At 47.7% G+C, this 20569-nt stretch carries 16 protein-coding genes, 1 rRNA gene and 2 riboswitches; of the genes, 10 read left to right on the top strand and 7 right to left on the bottom strand.

Features of this window, described 5'->3' with window-relative positions; genetic code table 11:
* Nucleotides 1-66 precede the first annotated feature (66 nt).
* Nucleotides 67-2424 carry a bifunctional diguanylate cyclase/phosphodiesterase gene (locus EVJ33_RS10590; protein WP_236634600.1) on the bottom strand — a complete coding sequence of 786 codons (2358 nt, stop codon included), beginning with the start codon at nucleotides 2422-2424 and terminating at the stop codon, nucleotides 67-69.
* Nucleotides 2425-2585: 161 nt separating this feature from the next.
* Here EVJ33_RS10590 and EVJ33_RS10595 point away from each other — a divergent pair, with 161 nt between their 5' ends.
* Both EVJ33_RS10595 and EVJ33_RS10600 read left to right on the top strand, forming a co-directional pair.
* The gene (locus EVJ33_RS10595; RefSeq protein WP_131436945.1) at nucleotides 2586-3428 is read left to right on the top strand and encodes a CPBP family intramembrane glutamic endopeptidase; all 843 of its coding nucleotides are present in this window, start codon (nucleotides 2586-2588) and stop codon (nucleotides 3426-3428) included.
* Nucleotides 3429-3463: 35 nt separating this feature from the next.
* Nucleotides 3464-3988, top strand: coding sequence for a GNAT family N-acetyltransferase (locus tag EVJ33_RS10600; protein WP_131436947.1), 525 nt, complete (start codon nucleotides 3464-3466; stop codon nucleotides 3986-3988).
* A gap of 25 nt (nucleotides 3989-4013) precedes the next feature.
* Here the strand turns inward: EVJ33_RS10600 and EVJ33_RS10605 are convergent, their stop codons facing one another.
* The 3 genes from EVJ33_RS10605 to EVJ33_RS10615 form a co-directional block, all read right to left on the bottom strand.
* Nucleotides 4014-5279 (bottom strand): N-acetylmuramoyl-L-alanine amidase family protein, encoded by a 1266-nt coding sequence (locus EVJ33_RS10605; protein ID WP_236634601.1) that lies wholly within the window; start codon nucleotides 5277-5279, stop codon nucleotides 4014-4016.
* Between the two features lie 249 nt (nucleotides 5280-5528).
* On the bottom strand, nucleotides 5529-5903 hold the full coding sequence (locus tag EVJ33_RS10610; RefSeq protein WP_131436951.1) for a hypothetical protein: 375 nt from the start codon (nucleotides 5901-5903) through the stop codon (nucleotides 5529-5531).
* 82 nt (nucleotides 5904-5985) lie between these two features.
* A complete protein-coding gene (locus EVJ33_RS10615; protein WP_131436953.1) occupies nucleotides 5986-6666 on the bottom strand; it encodes a hypothetical protein in 681 nt (226 codons plus the stop codon).
* Between the two features lie 281 nt (nucleotides 6667-6947).
* Between EVJ33_RS10615 and EVJ33_RS10620 the strand changes: the two genes are divergently transcribed.
* The gene (locus tag EVJ33_RS10620) at nucleotides 6948-8231 is read left to right on the top strand and encodes a helix-turn-helix domain-containing protein (RefSeq protein ID WP_131436955.1); all 1284 of its coding nucleotides are present in this window, start codon (nucleotides 6948-6950) and stop codon (nucleotides 8229-8231) included.
* A 60-nt stretch (nucleotides 8232-8291) separates the two neighbouring features.
* Here the strand turns inward: EVJ33_RS10620 and EVJ33_RS10625 are convergent, their stop codons facing one another.
* A complete protein-coding gene (locus EVJ33_RS10625) occupies nucleotides 8292-8609 on the bottom strand; it encodes a hypothetical protein (RefSeq protein ID WP_131436957.1) in 318 nt (105 codons plus the stop codon).
* Nucleotides 8610-8812: 203 nt separating this feature from the next.
* The gene (locus EVJ33_RS10630) at nucleotides 8813-10651 is read right to left on the bottom strand and encodes an ATP-binding protein (RefSeq protein ID WP_236634602.1); all 1839 of its coding nucleotides are present in this window, start codon (nucleotides 10649-10651) and stop codon (nucleotides 8813-8815) included.
* Between the two features lie 258 nt (nucleotides 10652-10909).
* Here EVJ33_RS10630 and EVJ33_RS10635 point away from each other — a divergent pair, with 258 nt between their 5' ends.
* From EVJ33_RS10635 to EVJ33_RS10660, 6 genes are all read left to right on the top strand, one after another.
* Entirely contained in the window at nucleotides 10910-11515 is a 606-nt protein-coding gene (locus EVJ33_RS10635) for a flavin reductase family protein (RefSeq protein ID WP_131436961.1), read from the top strand.
* A gap of 172 nt (nucleotides 11516-11687) precedes the next feature.
* A complete protein-coding gene (locus EVJ33_RS10640; RefSeq protein WP_131436963.1) occupies nucleotides 11688-12641 on the top strand; it encodes an AAA family ATPase in 954 nt (317 codons plus the stop codon).
* Nucleotides 12638-13705: a DUF58 domain-containing protein gene (locus EVJ33_RS10645; protein WP_131436965.1), complete on the top strand. Its 1068-nt coding sequence runs from the start codon at nucleotides 12638-12640 to the stop codon at nucleotides 13703-13705. Before EVJ33_RS10640 ends, EVJ33_RS10645 begins: the two co-directional genes overlap by 4 nt.
* Nucleotides 13702-15798, top strand: coding sequence for a transglutaminase domain-containing protein (locus EVJ33_RS10650; RefSeq protein WP_131436967.1), 2097 nt, complete (start codon nucleotides 13702-13704; stop codon nucleotides 15796-15798). The genes EVJ33_RS10645 and EVJ33_RS10650 overlap by 4 nt, the downstream gene beginning before the upstream one ends.
* A 39-nt stretch (nucleotides 15799-15837) precedes the next feature.
* Nucleotides 15838-15938: riboswitch (purine riboswitch) on the top strand.
* 111 nt (nucleotides 15939-16049) lie between these two features.
* Nucleotides 16050-17573 (top strand): glutamine-hydrolyzing GMP synthase, encoded by a 1524-nt coding sequence (guaA, locus tag EVJ33_RS10655; RefSeq protein WP_131436984.1) that lies wholly within the window; start codon nucleotides 16050-16052, stop codon nucleotides 17571-17573.
* Between the two features lie 137 nt (nucleotides 17574-17710).
* Nucleotides 17711-17812, top strand: a riboswitch (purine riboswitch).
* A gap of 88 nt (nucleotides 17813-17900) precedes the next feature.
* A complete protein-coding gene (locus EVJ33_RS10660; RefSeq protein WP_131436969.1) occupies nucleotides 17901-19262 on the top strand; it encodes an NCS2 family permease in 1362 nt (453 codons plus the stop codon).
* A gap of 20 nt (nucleotides 19263-19282) precedes the next feature.
* Here the strand turns inward: EVJ33_RS10660 and EVJ33_RS10665 are convergent, their stop codons facing one another.
* Nucleotides 19283-20116, bottom strand: coding sequence for a VanW family protein (locus tag EVJ33_RS10665; protein ID WP_131436971.1), 834 nt, complete (start codon nucleotides 20114-20116; stop codon nucleotides 19283-19285).
* Between the two features lie 347 nt (nucleotides 20117-20463).
* Here EVJ33_RS10665 and EVJ33_RS10670 point away from each other — a divergent pair.
* Nucleotides 20464-20569: ribosomal RNA gene (locus tag EVJ33_RS10670) — 16S ribosomal RNA — on the top strand; the annotation flags it as partial.

Raw genomic sequence — 20569 nt, forward strand, 5'->3', positions numbered from 1 at the left:
TGTGCCCGAGCGGCATGGGAGATTTTTGGTATATAAAAAAGACTGCAACGCAGGGTTGCAGTCTCATCAAGCACGTGTCTTTCCGAATTCGATATACGTCGTGACGGATTTGATATGCTTCACGACGTCCTTCTCGCGAAGCGGATGGCTGAAATAATAACCTTGGACGTAGTCGCACTGTTCATTGAGCAACCATTCGAGCTGATCTGACGTCTCGACACCTTCCATGAGCACTTTCATATTCAAGTTGTGGCCGAGCTGGATCATCGAGCGGACAATCGCTTCCTGGTTCCGGTCCGTGAACAAGTTGACGATAAACGACTGGTCGATCTTCAGCACTTGGACGGGAAGCTCCCGTAATTGACGGAACGACGAGTAGCCGGTCCCGAAGTCATCGAGTGAGATTAAAATCCCGAACTGCTGGAGCTGGGTGAATTTCTCTCTTGTCGATGCTTCATAGGACAACATCGACGACTCCGTCACTTCAAGTTCAAGGAACATCGGGTCCATCCCGGTCTCCTCCAAGATGGCCTGGAGCGACTCGACGAAGTCTTCACGGGCGAACTGGAGTGGTGAGACGTTGACCGAGAGCATAAACGGTTTCACGCCAGATTTTTTCCAGCGTACCCATGCCCGGCACGACTCGCGCATGACCCAGTTCCCAATCGGATGGATTAACCCAGTGTTTTCGGCGATGTGAATGAAGTCGTTCGGCGGCACGTGACCGAGTTCACGGTTGTTCCAACGCAGGAGCGCCTCGACGCCTTCGAGCCGGTTTTGTGTCAATGACACTTTTGGTTGGTAGACGAGTGAAAACTCATTCCGGTCGAGCGCGTGTGTGAGCGCCTTTTCGATTTCAACGGTACGAAGGATTTGATGTTTCGACTCATCTTCGAACTCTTTAATCTGATTCTTTCCGGTCTGTTTCGACGCGTGGACGGCGAGACGGGCGTACTGAACGAGCTCCTCGGCCGACGTCGTGTCTTTCGGATAATGGCTGATTCCGGCACTCATCGTCAGTTCGATGGTCGTGCCGTCGATATCGAACGGTTGCGAGATCGCTTTGATGCACTTCTCGGCTTTTTGTTTGGCGAGCGTGCTCCGCTTATCGAACAACAAGATGATGAATTCAGATGAACCGACGCGTGTTAAGATGTCGTCCGGGTGAATCGTTATTCGTAGACGCTCGGCGATTTGCATCGTCAGTTCATCCGAGCCGTGATGCCCGAGCATATCGCTCAAGAAACGCCAACGATCGACGTCGATATACAGACAAGCGACCGGGTCTTCGATTTGAATATGTTCGGCAAGAATACGTTCGAGTTTGTGACGGTTCGGCAAGTCGGTGAGCGTGTCATGATACGCCATATGTTCGACGAGACGCTGTGAGGCGATCGCCTCCGAGACATCACGCAAGAACCAAAGCATTTGGTCCATCGTTTCGCCTTTGAGCGGATAGCTCGTCACTTCGATCGTCCGGTCTTCGATGTCCACGCGTCGTGGTTCGTAAAACAGTTGATTGATCGTGAGCGACGGATGATAGTCTTGGAAGAAGGCGTGTTCCTCGACTTCATCGAACAAGCGATAAAACGCCGAGTTCGCATATTGGATCATTCCATCTTTTGTCGTCGTGACGACCGCATCCGTTGTCGAATCGAGGATCGTCGCTTGAATGAATTCTCGTTTTCGAAGATGACGATCGAGCGTGAGCGACAGAAAGAAGATCGCGAATAAGAGAACCGTGATTGCCGTGACGAGCCATGCGAGTAAGGATGGTTCAATCGCATTGGCGAAAGTTCCGTCTGTCTCGATGAATGTGAATGATGCGGCCAGCATCCCGACGAAGTGCATGCCAAAGATAGCGACGCCCATCAACAACGAGAAGAATACTTTCAATTCAAGATCGATGTTTTGTTTGGCATACTTCGAGAAGAAGCCGATCCATAGGGCGACGAGCGAAGCGGCAACCGCAATCAGAATCGATAGTGCCGCTAGCCATGTGTTATACGAAGTAATCACGCCTTGCAAGGCAGCCATACCGACGTAATGCATGCTCGCGATACTACCGCCCATGACAACCCCTGCGCCGATTAACGCGGGACGGGTCGTACGACGCGAGACGATCAAGAAGCCGATCATGCACCCGGCCATGGCGATGATGACGGACAACAAGACGAGCGAGACCGAATACGAGGCAGGACGCAATACTTCATGCGCGAGCATGGCGATGAAATGCATCGACCAGATCCCAAGACCGAGCGTCGCCCCTCCGGCCAAAATCCACACGTTTTGGACAGTTCGGTTCGCTGAATTGACACGCCGTGCCAGTTCGATGGCGGCGTACGCGGACACCGTGGCGATGATATAAGACAGAATCACGAGAAAAATATTATGACTCATCGAGTGTTCGACTACTGATTCCATATGTACCTCGCTAACAATCATATTTTATAGTAATTCTAATTATACCCCGCAAAACAAAAGCCCACCTATCATTTTGCTTCACGTGTTGAAAATATTTTTCGGGTGAAATAGGGAAGTCATTCCAAAAGCGGGTAAACTACGTGTAGAAGGAGGGGGAACCGTTGATTCCGACAAAAAAAGAAATCATCTTATTTCTTCTCATCGCGTTCGGATTTTCGTGGCTGACGTGGTGGGGACTGTATATGTGGACTCGGTTACCAATCCAGTCAATCGTAGTGATTGGCGCGTTCGGTCCGAGTCTGGCCGGTAGTTACATGGCGCTCCGGGAGAACGGGTGGTCAGGAGTTATGACGTTATGGAAGCGCGGATTCGAGTGGCGGATGGCTGGAAGATACTATGCCTTCGGGCTCTTGTTCCTTCCATTCCTCTTTTTGATTGCCTATTGGTGGTCCGAAGCCGATGGGGCATCGTTGTTCACACATCCATGGCTCGTTGTCCCGACGTTCATCTATATGCTGTTCCTCGGTGGGACGATTCAACAAGAGTATGGGTGGCGCGGCTATTTGCTCGATGCGTTTCAACTGAAGGTGACACCGGTCAAAGCAAGTCTAGCTGTCGGCGTCATTTGGGCAGTTTGGCATATTCCGCTCTTTTTCATGGTAGGGACAGGGCAAGCATTGATCCCATTTTGGGCGTATGGCACGGCACTTCTCGCATTCACATTCATCATTTCGTGGCTGTATAACGTCACGACAATGAACTTATGGGCCGTATTTCTGCTCCATACGATATTCAACGTTTCGTTCACGCTCATTCCGTTGAGTGAGCCGGATGCGTTTCCAATCGGTTTTCTGCACTTGACGCTGTTGCTCGTCACGACTACGATCATCCTCATCTGGCAGACGCACGGCCATCTCGGTTATGATCATCTTGAGCAACTCGAAGCGGTCGAAGGGTCACATCAAGCGAACGTTACACCCAACCGGGACGCGGGTAAAGACTAGAACGTACAATACAGGACTAAAAGGAAGTGGAGACTTTGAATTTTCGCCCGCTTGCACGCGAAGACGTCCAACCGCTCCAACGGTTGTTTATGGAGAGTCTGAGTGATTTGATTCGCCGAGAACAGTTCGAGGACGCCGACCTGTTGGATGAAGAAGTTGAGCGATTGAACACGACCGTTCAAGATAGTTTCGAGGACGAGACCGTTCAAATTTTCGTTGTCGTACAAGACGGCGTCATCGTGGGGACAGCGGCAATTTTACCTCCAAACGATATTATCACCGCCCATGTGGACGTCGAACCGAACACGCCAGAAGTCGGTTGCATGTATGTGTCACCTACGTACCAGCGTCAAGGGGTCGGTCACTTTCTAATTGAACAGGTGAAACGACAATTGTCAGCGAACGGACAGACAGCGTTTTACTTAGATGCCGGCTTTCCGACGTCTCAAACCTATTGGGAAAAGCGACTTGGACCGCCTTTGATGACGATTGAGCATTATTGGGGCCCGGGCGCACCACATAAAATCTGGCGCTGCACGGCCACGGAAAAAGAGACCTGATCGCAAATGCGGTCAGGTCTCTCACTTATTTATAAGTGCTCATGAATTGATGAATCCCAGAAGCGGTGGCGTCTGCCATCCGTTGCCGGTATGTCGTGCTCGTCAAATGCGAGCGGTCGTTCGAGTTGCTGATGAAGCCATATTCGACGAGTGTCGCAGGGACGCTGTTCTTTCCGACAACGTAAACGTTTTGATATTTCACGCCACGGTTACGGATCGTCGGGATGCGAACACCGAGTTCACGGTTGATGGCCGTACCTAAACTTCGGCTAGCCGAGATGTATGGGTTCGTCGTATAGCTTTCTCCGGTCGGTACGAGTACCTCATGACCGTGATAAGACGTATTTGTAGAGGAGTTGGCATGGATGCTGACAAAGGCGCTACCTTTATAGGACTTTGTTAATTCGACGCGTTGTGCGAGCGACAAGTAGACATCGTTCGTTCGTGTCATCCGGGCGTTATAACCATATGTACTCGAAAGCGTGCTCGCGAGTCGTGCGGCAATATCGAATGCAATTACTTTTTCGTAAGATGAGCCGTAGACGGCCCCAGGATCATTTCCGCCGTGTCCGGGATCAATCACAATCGTTCGGCCCGTGCCCGTGGACGTCGTCGGTGTTGTCGTCGTTGAGACCTTTACGTACTGGGCAGAAACATATCCGGTCTTGCCACCATAGCTGACCTTGTACCATGAACCGTAAGCACCAAGATAAGTCACAGCCTTGCCACTTGGTATGGTCACGAGCACGGTAGCAGATGTGGAGGCGCTCTTACGTAAGTTCAAGTTGGCTGTAGTCATGTAGGTTTTTGTAGGGCTTGTTGTCGTAGTGCTTGTCGTTGAAACTTTTATGTATTGAGACGAAACATACCCCGTCTTCCCACCATAGCTAACTTTGTACCAAGAGCCATACGTACCGAGATACGTGACGGCTTTACCGCTTGGGATGGTCACGAGTACGGTAGCGGATGTGGATGCGCTCTTACGTAGATTCAAATTAACAGTCGTAGTGTATTTTTTTGAAGAAGTGGTAGTTACGGTGCTAGTCGTTGAAACCTTTACGTATTGAGATGAAACATATCCAGTTTTGCCGCCGTAACTGACTTTGAACCAAGAGCCATACGTGCCGAGATACGTGATGGCTTTACCACTAGGGATCGTCACGAGCACTGTGGCAGATGTGGATGCGCTCTTACGTAAGTTCAAATTGGCAGTAGTTGTATAAGTAGAGGCAGCTTCAACTTGACTTGTGTCGAAATATTTTGATGTCAAATCAGATGGAGCGACAACCATTCCCCCTAAAACGAGAGACGAGCTAAGTAGCAGTTTAAGATTCCAAGACGGTTTCGATAGGTTCAATCAAGATTCGCTCCTTTAATGGGTAATGTGAAATGAAATGATGATCATGTCTTCGTTATTATATAAGGAAACAAGAAAAAAATGGAGGTTAATATGTAAATTGTTTGACTTTATTTCAACGTGGATCTTTTCAAAGTTTTATATAGTAAAAAGAGACGCGCGAGGGCGTCTCTTTTTAATGTATTAAGCAAGAGGTGAATAGTCTTTAGAGGCGACTTGAATAGTCGGCAAGCTCCAGAGGCGTGGGAAGTCCTCGGCTGCTACCTGGTTGACCGGCAAGCTCCAGAGGCGTGGGAAGTCCTCGGCTGCTACCTGGTTGACCGGCAAGCTCCAGAGGCGTGGGAAGTCCTCGGCTGCTACCTGGTTGACCGGCAAGCTCCAGAGGCGTGGGAAGTCTTCGGCTGCTACCTGGTTGACCGGCAAGCTCCAGAGGCGTGGGAAGTCTTCAGCAGCTAATTCTTCTGATATGAACGGATTTTCTGAAATAAGTGGCTTTGAAAATCCAAACAATAGAAGTAAAGCCAATGAAGTAATTAGGATTTTTTTGAATTTTTTCATAAATAGTACCTCTTTTCTAAATTGTATGCTGTGTATTTTTCCGTATATAAACAATATATGACGCAAAGGTACTATTTGGCAATCATTCGAGATGTGATTGATTCAATTTTAAGGCTGTTAAAACTTGGCGAGATTGAAGTATGGCTGATTCAAATATAGAACCTTTGTAATCGCTTGAGGAAACAGGTGCATGAATTTCAATTGTCTCGTCAGTCTGTGAATTTGTAATTGGTAATATTGAGCATTTGGACTTTTGACTTAAAATTGCGCTGCATAATGGCTGTTCTTCGTTAGTGATGTAGTCTTCCTCAACTCCGGGTTTCCACCCAAACGAAACCTCTGGTAGAACATATAACAGATCGCCTTCGTTCAATTTTTCTACGCAGGTTTCGATTAAGTCGTTTTCACACTGATCTATATTTAAATATCCGATAGATGATTTGAATGGATAAATATTTTTCATACTTCGTTTTAAAATAGTTAATGAAAGTTCAGGTCCAATAACCCATATTTTTTTTGAAGAATAGATTTCGTTTAGTACACGTGCAATTAAAGTGGGTAAGGTTTGATAATAATCGATATGAAACGCATTAATAATAACACCTTTAGAATCTTCTAAAAGAGTTGTTAGGTTTTCGAGGCCTCTAAACTGATTTCGATCCGAAGTGGTAAATAATGCTTCAATACTAGGTGAGTTTTTTGTTGTAAAATAAATACGTGGCTTCACATAATCTCTAGCTAGAAGATTACTAAGTTTACTCATTTAGGTGACCTCCTTTAGTTTATGCCCTATACCTTGCTTTTTGTCATGAATGGAATAAACTTTAAATGAGATAGTCTATCAAAAATAACAGATTTCTCTTTTTGGGATTAGTTAAATTCTATCATGGATAAAAGGACTAGTGATTTCGTATCGTTTGGGAAAATAGACGCTCAAAACCTCTAAAAATTAATGGTTTTTGAGTTCTATTTTCCTAATTGAGATAAAAAACAGCGAAAACAGGGTCTAAAGTATTAAATAAAGAGTCCAGGAGATGCTACTGCATGCAAAATAATTATGGAAATTTGATTAAAGTAGAGCGTCTGCGTCGAAATATGAAACAGTCTGTTTTAGCCCGTGGGATATGTTCCATCTCATATTTAAGTAAAATTGAAAATAACCAAACTGTTCCTAGTGAAGAAGTGCTAGAACTAATTTTTAGGAAATTAGGCTTAGATATTCCTCTTTACGTGACAGTGACTGAAGCTGAAATTGAAAAAATTAAAGTGGAGATTTCAACACTAATGAAAGAAGCTGTTTTATCAAGGAACTTAAATGAAACAGCAGAAAAATTAAAAAAAATAGAGCGATATAAAAAGGATCATAGGGTTTATAAATATAAGCCTCTGTATATATTGATGCTATTAGTGTTAGCGCGATTTGATTTTATGCCTGGCGGAAAACAAGGTTACTTAACGGAATTAGAATGGTTACAAGATCAATTTACATCAGAGGATCGTATAAGGTTTAATATTCTCAAAGCTTTAAAATCTTTTTCATTAAATGATAAAGATACGGCTTTAGATTTAATGCAACAAGTGAGAGAAGAGTTAGATACAACTTATTTGGAAGACTGGGAAATAGCCGACATCAATTATATTATTGGTGGAATGTATTATAAATATACGGATTATCTTCAAACGATTGAACATGTGAATAAAGCGCTTTCGTACTTTAAAGATAATTTTTACGTAGAGCGAGTTATAGAATGCCATTTAATTATTGGCTTAGCTTTCAAGCGAAGGAAACGATTTAATGAAGCATTAGCTAATTATCAAAAGGCGATTAAAGCTGCTGGGGCTACAGACTTAAAAGGGTATTACGGGATGCTTTACAACAACACAGGAGAAATATATTCTCTGCAAGGGAATAGAGAACTTGCCTTAGAATATTTCTTAAAAGGGCTAGAATATAAAGTTGAAAGTAAAAGTAAACTACTAAGTATTCTTTCTTTAGTTGAAGAATATTCTATTAGAGGAAGTTCCCAAGAAGTACTAGATTGGGTAGAAAAGGGAGAGGAAATTATTCAAGAAAAAGAGGAAAATGATAACTTATCTGAATTTATATATCATTTTGGAGTTTTTCGTAATAAGTATACTCATGGAAACAGTAAAGAACTGATTGAAAGCTTAAAAAAGGCAGTACAGTACTTTGAATCTTCTGATGACTACCATTACACGAATAAGTATGCGCTTTGGCTTGCACGAGAACTTCGTGAAAATGGCAAGTATAAATTATCTACTGAATACTACGAAAAATCCATTGCGATTATGTCTCGATGGGATTAACGCCTCCTGAGGCGTTTTTTTACGCAAAAAAAAAGAGACGCCCGAATCGTCTCTTTTCATTTATGGAGTGGTGAAATAATGAACCGTCCAAATTGGCTCGTTCATCAATGCCTTATTTTCCACATGACCCATTTGCACTTGTTGGAGCAAGTGAATGATATGCTTTTGTAAATTGGCCTCGTGTGAACCGCTCGTCAAAATCCCATCTTCACTGGCGATGATATAAAATCCACCCAATCGCAACGGAATATGATTTCTTACAATCGACACGGCAGTCTGAAGTTCAGCTTGCCCGCCCTGCAGTGGCACGTTTATATCAAAACGTCCCCATTGTTTAAAGTCGCCTACTTCTGAAAACGGTGGGTCGCGATGATCCAACTCCATGACCTCCAATCTTGTCTGTCTCTCCCTTACTAGTATAGCTCTTTTTTTAAACTTTACCTGCGAGAATAATGGAAAGGGTGCAGTGACGTACCCTCAGTTTCTCGGTGTTGCTCTTTTTCTAGATTATTCCAAAACATTCCTGCAAAAAAAGAGTAGCAATAGTATAAAAAACACGACCGGAATGAATCCGGCCGCGCTCATTGATGAATCGCCTCTTTTGACGTCGGGAGCTCACAGATGAAGGTGCTGCCTTCGCCGTAAATGGATTCAACGTGCAGATGTCCGTCGTGCGCTTTCGCAATCTCTTTACAAATCGCGAGTCCAAGGCCCGTACCGCCGATTTTGCGGCGGTCCGAGTTGTCGACGCGATAAAACTTTCCGAACAAATTCGGCAAGGCAGACGCAGGAATCCCCATCCCGTTGTCCCGAACTTTTATGACGACTTGATCATCTAGTCGTTCCAATGAAACAAGGACGTTGCCGCCATCTGGAGAATACTTGATGGCATTGCTGAGCAAGTTGCCGAGCAACTGTCGCATCCCTTCTAAGTCAGCTTCGATTTTGAAGTCTTGTCCGACATCGGCATCCAGGTGTAAATGATGCGAGCTGGTCGTCTCTTGATAAAAGTTGATGCTGTCACGTGCTAGGTCAAGAAGGTCGACCGTTTCCCATTCAAACGTCTGCTTTCCAGCCTCCATCTTCTGCAAATCGAGGAAATCGTTGACCAAATAGGATAGACGCTTCGCTTCGTCATGAATCGTTTTCAAATAAAGTTCACGCCTGCTTTCTTTCAAATCACGCTCAAGCATCAATTCCGTGAACCCGTAAATGGAAGACAACGGCGTTCGTAATTCGTGAGACACTGTCGAGACAAGTTCCGACTTCATCCGGTCAATTTCCGTCTCGGCCGTCACATCGCGCAAGACGAGCATCGTGCCATGAATCTTTCCATCCCGGTAGATGCTCTCGGCGTATACTTGGAGGAAGCAATCGCCTTGATCCAATGAAATCGACAACCCATCTTCCGGCGGGTCTTGTTCAAAGACACGTTCGATGTAACTGATAAAGAGGTCTTGTTGATCGACCCGTTCGGCGAACTGTTCGATATCAATCGACACGGCTGACAATTCCTCATAGCCCGCGTATTCGAATTGGAGCTCGTCGAACATGCGGATAAAGGCACGATTCCCGACAATCGTATCCTCTTCGTAATTGAAGTAGAGGATGGCTTCGCGCACTGAGTTGATCAGTTGTGCCGTCTCTTTTCGGTCTTGTTGCATTTGGCGATACAGCCGTGTCCGTAGTAGTGAGATGGCTAACTGATTCGCAAACGCATTCAGTTCCGACGTTTCACTCGCATCGAACGGCTCGTCATAGCATGCCAAGTACAAGCAACCGATCATTGTGCCGTCTGATGGGTCTTTCACTGGAATGACCGTCTCATGGATGTAATACGGATAACCATGAATCTGGTCAGTTACTTTCTTTGAAGTCGCCTCCAGCGATTTCGAAATCATGACGCGCTTTAATAATAGCGACTGTACTTTCAAATCTTCTTGTTGTTCTGTCGTCATACCTTTCGGGACGACAGATGTGATTTCATCGTCTTTGATCAAAAGGACCGCGCCGAACTCAGCCTCGGTCAGCCAGACGATTTTTTCGATGACAGCCGAGTAATCTGATAACGATTCTTTTGAAGCGAGTACTTCAATCAGTTCGTTCCGATACTTTAATTTTGTCTCATTTTGTTTCGAAGCTTCGAGCACCGACTGCATCTCTTGTTGCTTCGTATGCATCTTCTCGTTTTGTCCAACCATTCGTTTAATCAAAGGACGCCCGATCAATAAAATAGCAGTGATAAACATGACTAACCCGATCATCCAAATCCAACGCAACGTCAAGAGCTCGTTCGGTGAGACGTTATCATCTCGAACGAACCAAGCCCCGATTGCCGTTAAAAAGAGACTGACGATACAGACTCCATAGAGGATGCCGAGTATTTGACGACTGTTCAATTGTTCAATCCACTTGCCCATAATACGCTCTACTTCCTTCCTTAACTAAAAACCAACTCCAATTCAATTGTCATAACCGAAATATACAAAAAGAAAAATCAGATGAACACCGAACTGCTCACGTGATGTATCATCAAGGATTCTCTATTTAAATGTCATATCTAGACCGATATACCCCGTATTTTATCATCCTACACATTCCGATATGTTTACGTTTGACACAGTCGTCGTGAACGAGATAATTTGAACCTATAGTCGAATCTAAAGGAGTGCTACCGCATGCTATCGATTGAACCCTCAGCTTTAACCGAACGGGACGCTTATAAATTTTTGATTGGGAGTGTCGTTCCGCGCCCAATCGCATTTGTCACGACCCGTAACGGCGAGACGGTCAACGCCGCGCCGTTCAGTTATTTCAACATCGTGGCTTCTGAACCACCGCTCCTGTCCGTATCGATTCAACGGAAAAATGGTGTCATGAAAGACACGGCCCGTAATGCGGTCGCGACCGAAGAACTCGTCATCCATATCGTGGACGAGACGAACGTGGCTCTCGTGAACGAGACAGCCGCCAATCTCGGACCCGAGGAAAGTGAACTCGAGCGGACGACATTCACACTCGTGTCGAGTGACGTCATTGAAACGCCCGGGGTGAAAGAAGCCAAAATTCGGATGGAGTGTAAACTTGATCATCACGTTCCCATCGAACATGATGGCATGGTGACCGCCGATTTATTGATTGCCCGCGTCGTCCGTTTTCACATCGATCCGACGCTCTATCAGGCCGGCCGCATCGATGCGGAGCAACTGGCGCCGGTCAGTCGCCTCGCCGGTAATTTTTATGCGACACTCGGGGACCCTTTTGAAATCGAACGACCGAAATAAATGCAATGGCGCCTGCTCAAATCAGAGACAAGGCGCCTTTTTTCGGGTAAAGAATGGAAAACCGATTGGCGTGATGGTTTTCTTTCACACGAGCGCTTGAATATGTCACAATAAAATCAGAACATTCAATTTTCGAACGCGTCAGCGATTAGAGAAAAAAGGGGAGTCGGCTATGTCCTATCGTCCAGCCATTCAATCGATCATCAATGCCATTGAGACGGTGATCGTCGGGAAAGAAGATGTCATCGCAAAAAGTTTGACTGCTTTGCTTGCCGGAGGTCACGTCTTGTTAGAAGATGTTCCGGGTGTCGGGAAAACGATGCTCGTTCGTACATTCAGTCGCGCCATCGATTTGGATTTCAAACGTGTCCAGTTCACACCGGACATGTTGCCGTCCGATTTGACGGGGATCTCGATGTACAACCAAAAAACGAAAGAGTTCGAATACCGCCCGGGACCATTGATGGGAAACATCGTTTTGGCTGATGAGATCAACCGGACTTCTCCGAAAACACAGTCAGCGCTTCTTGAGGCGATGGCGGAGCGCAGCGTGACGGTCGACGGGGAAGTGAAGATTTTACCGTCCCCGTTCTTCGTTATGGCGACGCAAAACCCGATTGAGCATGAAGGGACATATCCGCTCCCGGAAGCCCAACTCGACCGCTTCCTGCTTAAAATCGAGATGGGCTATCCATCGTTCAATGAAGAAATTTCCCTGTTGACCCGCTTCGAAAAGGCGGAACCGCTCGAGGCGCTACAAAGCGTGATCACGAAACACGAAGTCGAGCAGATGCAACGGGAAGTGCGTGACGTGCACGTCTCGAGTGCTGTCAAACAGTATATCGTGCGCTTGATTCATGAATCGCGCAACGACCCGAATACGTATCTCGGAGGCAGCCCGCGTGCGACTCTCGCCTTGATGAAGGCATCGCAAGCGTGGGCGTATATCCATAATCGTGATTTCGTTTTGCCGGATGATGTGAAGGCGCTCGCCGGCAGTGTGCTCGGTCATCGCATCTTGCTGACGGCAGAAGCGCGTTATAAAGGAAAGACGGCCGAACAACTCGTCAAAGGCTGGCTCGACTCGTTGCCAGTACCGATGGATCGTGAGGTCAAAGAAGTATGAAAAATTGGATGAAGCTGTTCCTTGTTTGGGCGGCGGCATTCGGTCTTTACGCATTTGCCCGGATTGAAGGAAGTATTGTCGCCTCGACGCTGTGGTGGTCATTTTTTGTCTTGGCTGCGTACTGGACCATCTTTATGATTTATCCGGTCACGGCGGCCAACGTCTCGCGTCGGGTCACGACAAAACGACTCGTCTCGGGACAGACGATGGACGTACAACTGCAAGTGGAGCGCAAGTACCCGTTTCTCGTCGGGATCGTCACGTTAGAAGAGACGCCGCCGCCGCGTCTCGCAACGTCGACGAACGTCATCATTACTCCGGTCGACCGCTTCTTTCGGCGGACAGAGACGGTTCATTATGAGATTGAGCAGATTCACCGAGGCATTCATGTATTTGATCGGACGGTCCTTCACGTGCGTGACGTGTTCGGTCTTTTTGATCGCAAACGCACGTTGCGACTCGAGACGGTCGTTGAAGTGTCCCCGGCGGAACTTCCGTTCGACTTGCCGCGTGACGAGCAAGTCGGAGGGCGTGGGGAACAGTATCGTCGTACGCGAACGTATACCGAGGTCGCGAATACGACGAGCGGTGTTCGGGAATATGCGGCCGGTGACCGCATCGGTCGGATTGATTGGAAGGCATCGGCTCGTCGAGGCAACTTGATGACAAAAACGTTCGACCAAGAGCAAGAGAAGAAACTGTCGCTCGTCTTTGTCCCGTCGACAACGGCAGGCCATGAAGAAGCGTTCGAGCGCTCCTTGTCGCTCCTCGTCGGTGCGATCCGACAGCTCGAACGGAAAAACCTGCCGTTCGAACTGTACGTCATCGAAGAGCAGGTTCGTCTGTTCCATTTGCCGGACCAAAGCGCCGAGGTCGGCCATTACTTGCTGACGGCAACTCCGGAACCGGAAGGGCGCCTCGTCGAACGAGTGAAACGCAACCTGCCGCAAGAGGTGGGGAACTTGATTTTGATTAGCCCGCTCGAGACGAAATGGGTGCGTGAGATGATGAACGAGACGCAAGGAAGCTATCACCTGTATACGGCGAACGAGGTGACGACATGACGATGTGGGTGAAACGGATTGTCTATACGGCGCTTGCCGCCTACTTATTGTCATTTTGGGTCGAGCCGATTGTCGGAAGCACGACGTTCGACGTCAACTGGCCGTTCTTGTTCTTGCTTATTGTGCCGATGTTTGCGAGTTTGTTGCCTTGGTATGGCTTTATTGGCGTAGTCGTTGTCAACTTCTTTATCGTCTTGTACGTGTACCACGGGAGTATCCTCGATTGGTTCGGCCTCTGGTTAGAAGATTTGAGTGGGGTATTGAGCGGGGCTTTACCGGAGGAAGCGATTTTCTTCTCAGCGATGGCGCTCATCGGTGTCTTATTCGCCATTTTGGTCGGACGAACATATCCGAGCTATGGCTTCGTCCTCGGGATGATCGTCTCGACGCTCGGACTGATGGCGTATTTTGACACGTGGACGCTTTATGACGGGGAAGGGAAGATTTTACTCGCGATTTTAGCATCGCTCCTATTACTCTTCGTCACCGACCTAGCGAAGCGACCGAGCAAGTCGCTCGTGCGCTATGTCAGCATCGCGCTCCTCGCATCAGTCGTCTTGGCGCTCGCGAGCGTATCGCCGACCATTGAAGGAGATTGGTCCGATCGGTTGACGACGAGCTTCCAAAACGCGGTGAACGATGAAGGATCAGGCAGCGGTCGTGTCGGTTATGGGGTGAATGATGAACAACTTGGTGGGCCGTTTGAGCAAGATGACGGCATCGTCTTCATCGCCCGTGGTGTACCGGCACGCTATTGGCGTATCGAAGCGAAAGAGATTTACACCGGGAAGGGCTGGATCGAGTCTCCGGTCCTTGACTCGGATTATAATCGCGGGCAACTCGTCGACCAAGCTGTGGATACGACACCGGAACAGGCGCTGCTCCGCTTTGACCGGCGCCAAACGTTCGTCCCGTATGGCGGGGAGTATCCACAAGCGACCGAAACGGAAAACGGAACCGAATTCCGGGTCGGGAATATCGAGGAGCCGTTCCCGAACGAGACGACTCATATCCGGCCGTCTGGAAAAATCGTGTTCGACAACGATGGCCAAACGACGCCTCAGACGATTCAACTTCGCTACAGCGTCCCTTCCTTCACGGAAGAGCAACTGGCGTTGAATGAACCGGTGACAACATTGACGGAAGAAGAGCGACAGGCGTACTTACAGTTACCGGACTCGCTTCCAGATCGGGTCCGAGACTTGTCGGCTGACATCACGGCCGACAGTGAAACGCCTTATGATCAAGCCCAAGCGGTCCAGGCCTACTTCCAATCCGGAGATTTTCAATACAATACGGAAGATGTGGCTGTCCCGGAAGGTGATACGGATTACGTCGATCAATTTTTGTTCGATACATTAATCGGGTACTGCGACAACTTCTCGACCTCGGCTGCTGTCCTTCTCCGGGCGAGCGGGGTGCCGACGCGTTGGGTCAAAGGCTTTACGATGGGTGATGCGCGTGGGGTCATCCAAGGGGAAGAAGAGTACACTGTCCGAAACCGCCACGCCCACTCATGGATCGAATATTTCATTGAAGGCGCAGGATGGGTACCGCTCGAGGCAACCATCAGTTTCTCTGACGCCAACTTGCTTCAAATCGAGACGGAGGCCGACGCGAATGCAGAAGATCCAGCGACCAACGATCCACAGGCGTCGCAAGATGACGAGCCGACGAACCGTCCGCAAGAAGATTTGGCACTTGATGATGTCACGCCGGGAGAGGCGGCAACAGAGAATTGGAATATGCCGGTCTGGGGTTGGATGTTAATTGTGTTCACGGTCGCTGTTCTCGTATGGAACCGAAAAGTAATCGAACGTCTCGTCATGACGCTTTGGTGGACGCGTCGTCCGTTGAATGAGAACCGGCTCGTTGCCATGCATCGTTATCTAGTCAAACGGCTTCGCGGCGCAGGTTTCAAAGTCGATGGGCGGACGCCGTCGGAGCTCGCTGCCGAAGTGGATGCCTATTATGAATCGACCGAAATGACACGATTGACGCGTCTGTTCGAACAAAGCATTTATGCCGAACAAACTCCGAATTCTAAATATAAAGAATATTGGAAAATCATGATTCGTCGAATTATGAGTTGAAGTGGGCGAGTGCATACAGTAAGATAGACGCATTAGTTAGATAATTGAACAGCATTCCTTCGTATATACTCGCGAATTGGCGCGAGAGTCTCTACCGGACCACCGTAAATGGACCGACTATGAAGGAGCACGTTTCGTATACACAGAAAAGGGCGTGCTTCTTCTTCGGTTTCGTGAATCCGTGGGAGAGGCTCGCTCTTTTTTTGAGAAGAAGGCAGAAAGGTGGAGGTTTTGTGAAAGTAGAACAAGAGATGATTTTGGTGCTCGATTTTGGAGGCCAGTATAACCAGTTGATCACACGTCGTGTGCGTGACCTTGGCGTATATAGTGAGCTTCATTCTCACAAGATGACTGCTGCTGAGATTCGTGAACTCGCTCCGGCCGGGATTATTTTCTCTGGAGGACCGAACAGTGTTTATGCGGAAGGTGCTTACCGCTGTGACCCAGAAATTTTCGAACTTGGCATTCCAATTTTCGGGATCTGCTACGGCATGCAGCTCATGACGCATCACTTCGGTGGACGTGTCGAACGAGCCGCGCATCGCGAATACGGGAAAGCGACACTGTTCTCGACACCGGAAGCGTCGGCGCTCTACAAGGATCTCCCAGTGGAACATACCGTCTGGATGAGTCATGGTGACCTCGTCATGGAAGCCCCACCAGGATTTATCGTTGATGGGACGAACCCGTCTTGTCCGGTCGCTTCAATTAAAAACGATGATCTCAAAATGTATGGCGTGCAGTACCACCCTGAAGTGCGTCACTCGGAGTACGGAAATGACATTTTGAAGAATTTCATTTATGAAGTGTGTGGTGCCAAAGGGGAATGGTCGATGGAAAACTTCATCGATATCGAAGTCGAGAAGATTCGTGAAATTGTCGGTGACAAGCAAGTTCTTTGTGCCTTGTCAGGCGGAGTTGACTCGTCAGTCGTCGCGGCACTCGTTCATCGCGCGATCGGTGACCAGTTGACATGTATGTTCGTCGACCATGGCTTGCTTCGTAAAAATGAAGCGGACAGCGTCATGAAGACGTTCGCGGACGGCTTCAACATGAAAGTCATTAAGATTGACGCGCGTGATCGTTTCATGGCGAAACTCGCCGGCGTCTCAGATCCGGAACAAAAGCGTAAAATCATCGGCAACGAGTTCATCTATGTGTTTGACGAAGAAGCGTCGAAACTTGTGGACATGGACTTCCTTGCCCAAGGTACACTTTATACGGATATCATCGAGAGTGGGACGGATACGGCACAAACGATCAAGTCGCACCATAACGTCGGTGGACTTCCGGAAGATATGAACTTCACGTTGATCGAGCCGCTCAACACACTCTTCAAAGATGAAGTACGTGAGCTCGGGACTGAGCTCGGATTGCCAGACTATATCGTATGGCGTCAACCGTTCCCAGGTCCAGGTCTTGGGATCCGTGTCCTCGGCGAAATCACGGAAGAAAAACTCGAAATCGTGCGCGAATCAGACGCGATTTTACGTGAAGAAGTGAAGAAAGCCGGTCTCGAACGTGACATTTGGCAGTACTTCACGGTTCTTACACCAATTCGTTCAGTCGGCGTCATGGGTGACGAGCGGACGTATGACTATGCGGTCGGTGTTCGTGCTGTCACATCGATTGATGGGATGACTTCAGATTGGGCCCGTATTCCATGGGACGTACTCGAGAAAATCTCGGTTCGTATCGTCAATGAAGTCAGTCACGTCAACCGTGTCCTGTACGACATCACATCGAAGCCACCAGCAACGATCGAGTGGGAATAAAAGGCAGAGGGGAGTATTCCCCTCTGTTTTTATGTGGAAAAACCGAACATTAAGCTTGTATATTTATTTAAAATCCGTTATTAGTGTTGACATTCACTTTTGACGTTGTTAAGATAAAAACGTTCTTATCATATCCGAACAATTAAAAATTATTTTGCCGTATAATATCGGGAATATGGCCCGAGAGTCTCTACGAAATCACCTTAAATGATTTCACTACGGCGAGACATAGATTGGGGACGTATGTCCCTATATGTTTCGCGTGGGGTCTCCGGTCATCGATCGGGGACCTTTTCTCGTTTTACGGCGAGCCAAGGAGGAAAACCAATGAGCACACAGCTCAAGCAAGAACCGCAACATCAACCGTCAGAAAGCCGGATTGAACGTCACTTCCAGTTAAAAGAACTTGGAACGAACGTGAAAACCGAACTCGTCGCAGGATTTACGACATTCCTTGCGATGGCGTACATCTTATTCGTCAACCCGAACATATTGGGTGCTGCTGGCATGAACCCGGGAGCCGTCTTCGTGGCAACTGGTCTCGTCGCACTGATTGGATCGGTCACAATGGGGCTATTCGCCAACTACCCGATCGCCATCGCGCCAGGCATGGGGCTTAACGCCTTCTTCGCCTACAGTGTCGTCATCGGCATGGGCATCCCTTGGCAGACGGCACTCTCGGGAGTGCTCGTCTCAGGATTGTTCTTTATTGCTTTGACACTCTCGGGTATTCGTGAAACGGTCGTCAATGCGATTCCGGCTCCGCTTAAAATGGCGGTGGCTGCAGGGATTGGTTTCTTCATCGCCTTCATCGGCTTGAAAAATGCAGGAATTGTCGTTGCGAACGAAGCGACGCTTGTTAGTCTCGGTTCGCTCGGAACAGGAACTACGCTCCTCGCGGTATTCGGTCTTGTTGTAAGTGCATTGCTAATGGCCCGAGACGTCAAAGGTGGCATTTTCATTGGGATGTTGTTGACAGCTATCGCGGGAATGATTTTTGGTCTCGTGCCGACACCGACTGCAATTTCAGATGTTGTATCGATGCCGCCGAGCATGTCTTCGACGTTCGGTCAAGCGTTCATTAACTTTGGTGATGTCTTCACACTTCAAATGCTTATCGTCATCTTGACGTTCTTCTTCATCGACTTCTTCGATACAGCCGGCACGCTCGTCGCGGTGGCGCGTCAAGCTGGGATCATGAAAGAAAACAAAGTGCCGCGTGCGAGTAAGGCGCTCATGGCTGATTCGACTGCGACGGTTGCAGGTGCGATTTTTGGTACATCGACAGCTACTTCATACGTGGAGTCTTCGGCGGGGGTTGCGGCTGGTGGTCGTACAGGGTTGACTGCTGTATTCGCAGGTTTGTTCTTCGGATTGGCGTTGTTCTTCTCACCACTTTTAGCGGTTGTCACGGCACCGGTCACGGCACCGGCCTTGATTATTGTTGGTGTGTTGATGGCTTCAGCTCTCCTTGATATCGATTGGAAAAAAATCGAAATCGCGGTTCCGGCATTCTTAACGATTATCATGATGCCACTCACGTCGTCGATTGCGACGGGGATTGGGCTTGGGTTCATCTTGTATCCGCTCATGATGATTGCGAAAGGGAAGACAAAAGAGATTCACCCGATCATGTACGGGATGCTGGTCATCTTCTTAGCTTATTTTATGTTCTTGCCACACGCTTAATTAAACGAAGCCGACTCGGTTTATGAGTCGGCTTTTTTGTATGCGGTGTTTTCTGGCAAGAAAGGGTCGTACATGGTTAAAGCATGGTTTTCTGTGATGAATTCATTGCGGATGAACGTGCCGTCTTGTGAGAGGACGCTTCTGAATATTTGGTTATGACGAACGGTTCCGCCCCACCATTCACTCGTGAAATGATGATTTTCTTCATATATCTTATATTGGAAAGCTGGTGGAGTATTGGACCGCCATTGCCCTACGAGATAATCCTCCTCTATATATAGAAGGAGTTGAAACGTCTGTGCCGTCCGATTAGTGATTTGAAGGTCTAAATAATTGTAGGAACATGTGGCACCGCTCCCGAATGGTTGATCTCTTCGTGAATCGGGGAAGACATCATAACTGTGACGATAACGCTCGGTCACTGTTAGGGGGCTATGGAGCGTGATCCAATAAATCAGATTGGATAATTGGCATAGTCCGCCTCCGGTTCCGGTCGTGACCTTTCCGTAATGCAAAATCATTCCGTCCACATAGCCTTTCCGTTTTGTGGGTCGCCCGATTGTTTTCCAATACGAGAGCACTTCATTCGGAGAGACGATGATGCCGTTCAACTGTTTGATGGCGATGTTGAGATTGATGACTTTATTTTGTTGCATCTCAAGGTCAACGTCTCTCAATCTTCGGTAGAGTGGAGTGCGGTGCTCATGGACGAGGTGAGGCAGCGGTGTAGTGTTTTGTTGAGTCGTATAACGCTTCCCGTCCGTCATCCATTGAACCCGGCGTTTTAATGTATAATACTGTGTCCCTGACCAGATCCGCAGGTTTGATCGTTTCTTCGGTTTCAGTTGGAGCATCGATTAGTCACCTTCTTTAAGTAGAGTAATGAGGTATATTCGGTAAAAGGGAATAATACCCTCTTCAAACTCAAAACAAAGTGAAGTAAGGTGATTTAAAACTTTTTAAAGTTTTTTTAGAATAATGCTTGCCATGTTATAGAAGGGGATGCTATAGTTATCTCTGTTGCCAGCGATGCTTACAACTAAGTAAACAAAGTGGTTGACACGTAATAAAGATAAATGTTATTATTATTTAGTCGCTAAGAGCGGCAGACGAACTTTGAAAACTGAACGATGAGGCAAAAAAAGTTTTACAATTTTTGAATGAAGCGCAAGCTTCGTCATTTTAAAGAGCTATATCAAATTCTTTGGAGAGTTTGATCCTGGCTCAGGACGAACGCTGGCGGCGTGCCTAATACATGCAAGTCGAGCGCAGGAAATCATCTGAACCCTTCGGGGGGACGTTGATGG

It is taken from the genome of Exiguobacterium sp. SL-10 (genome assembly GCF_004337025.1).
Classification (GTDB): Bacteria; Bacillota; Bacilli; order Exiguobacteriales; family Exiguobacteriaceae; genus Exiguobacterium.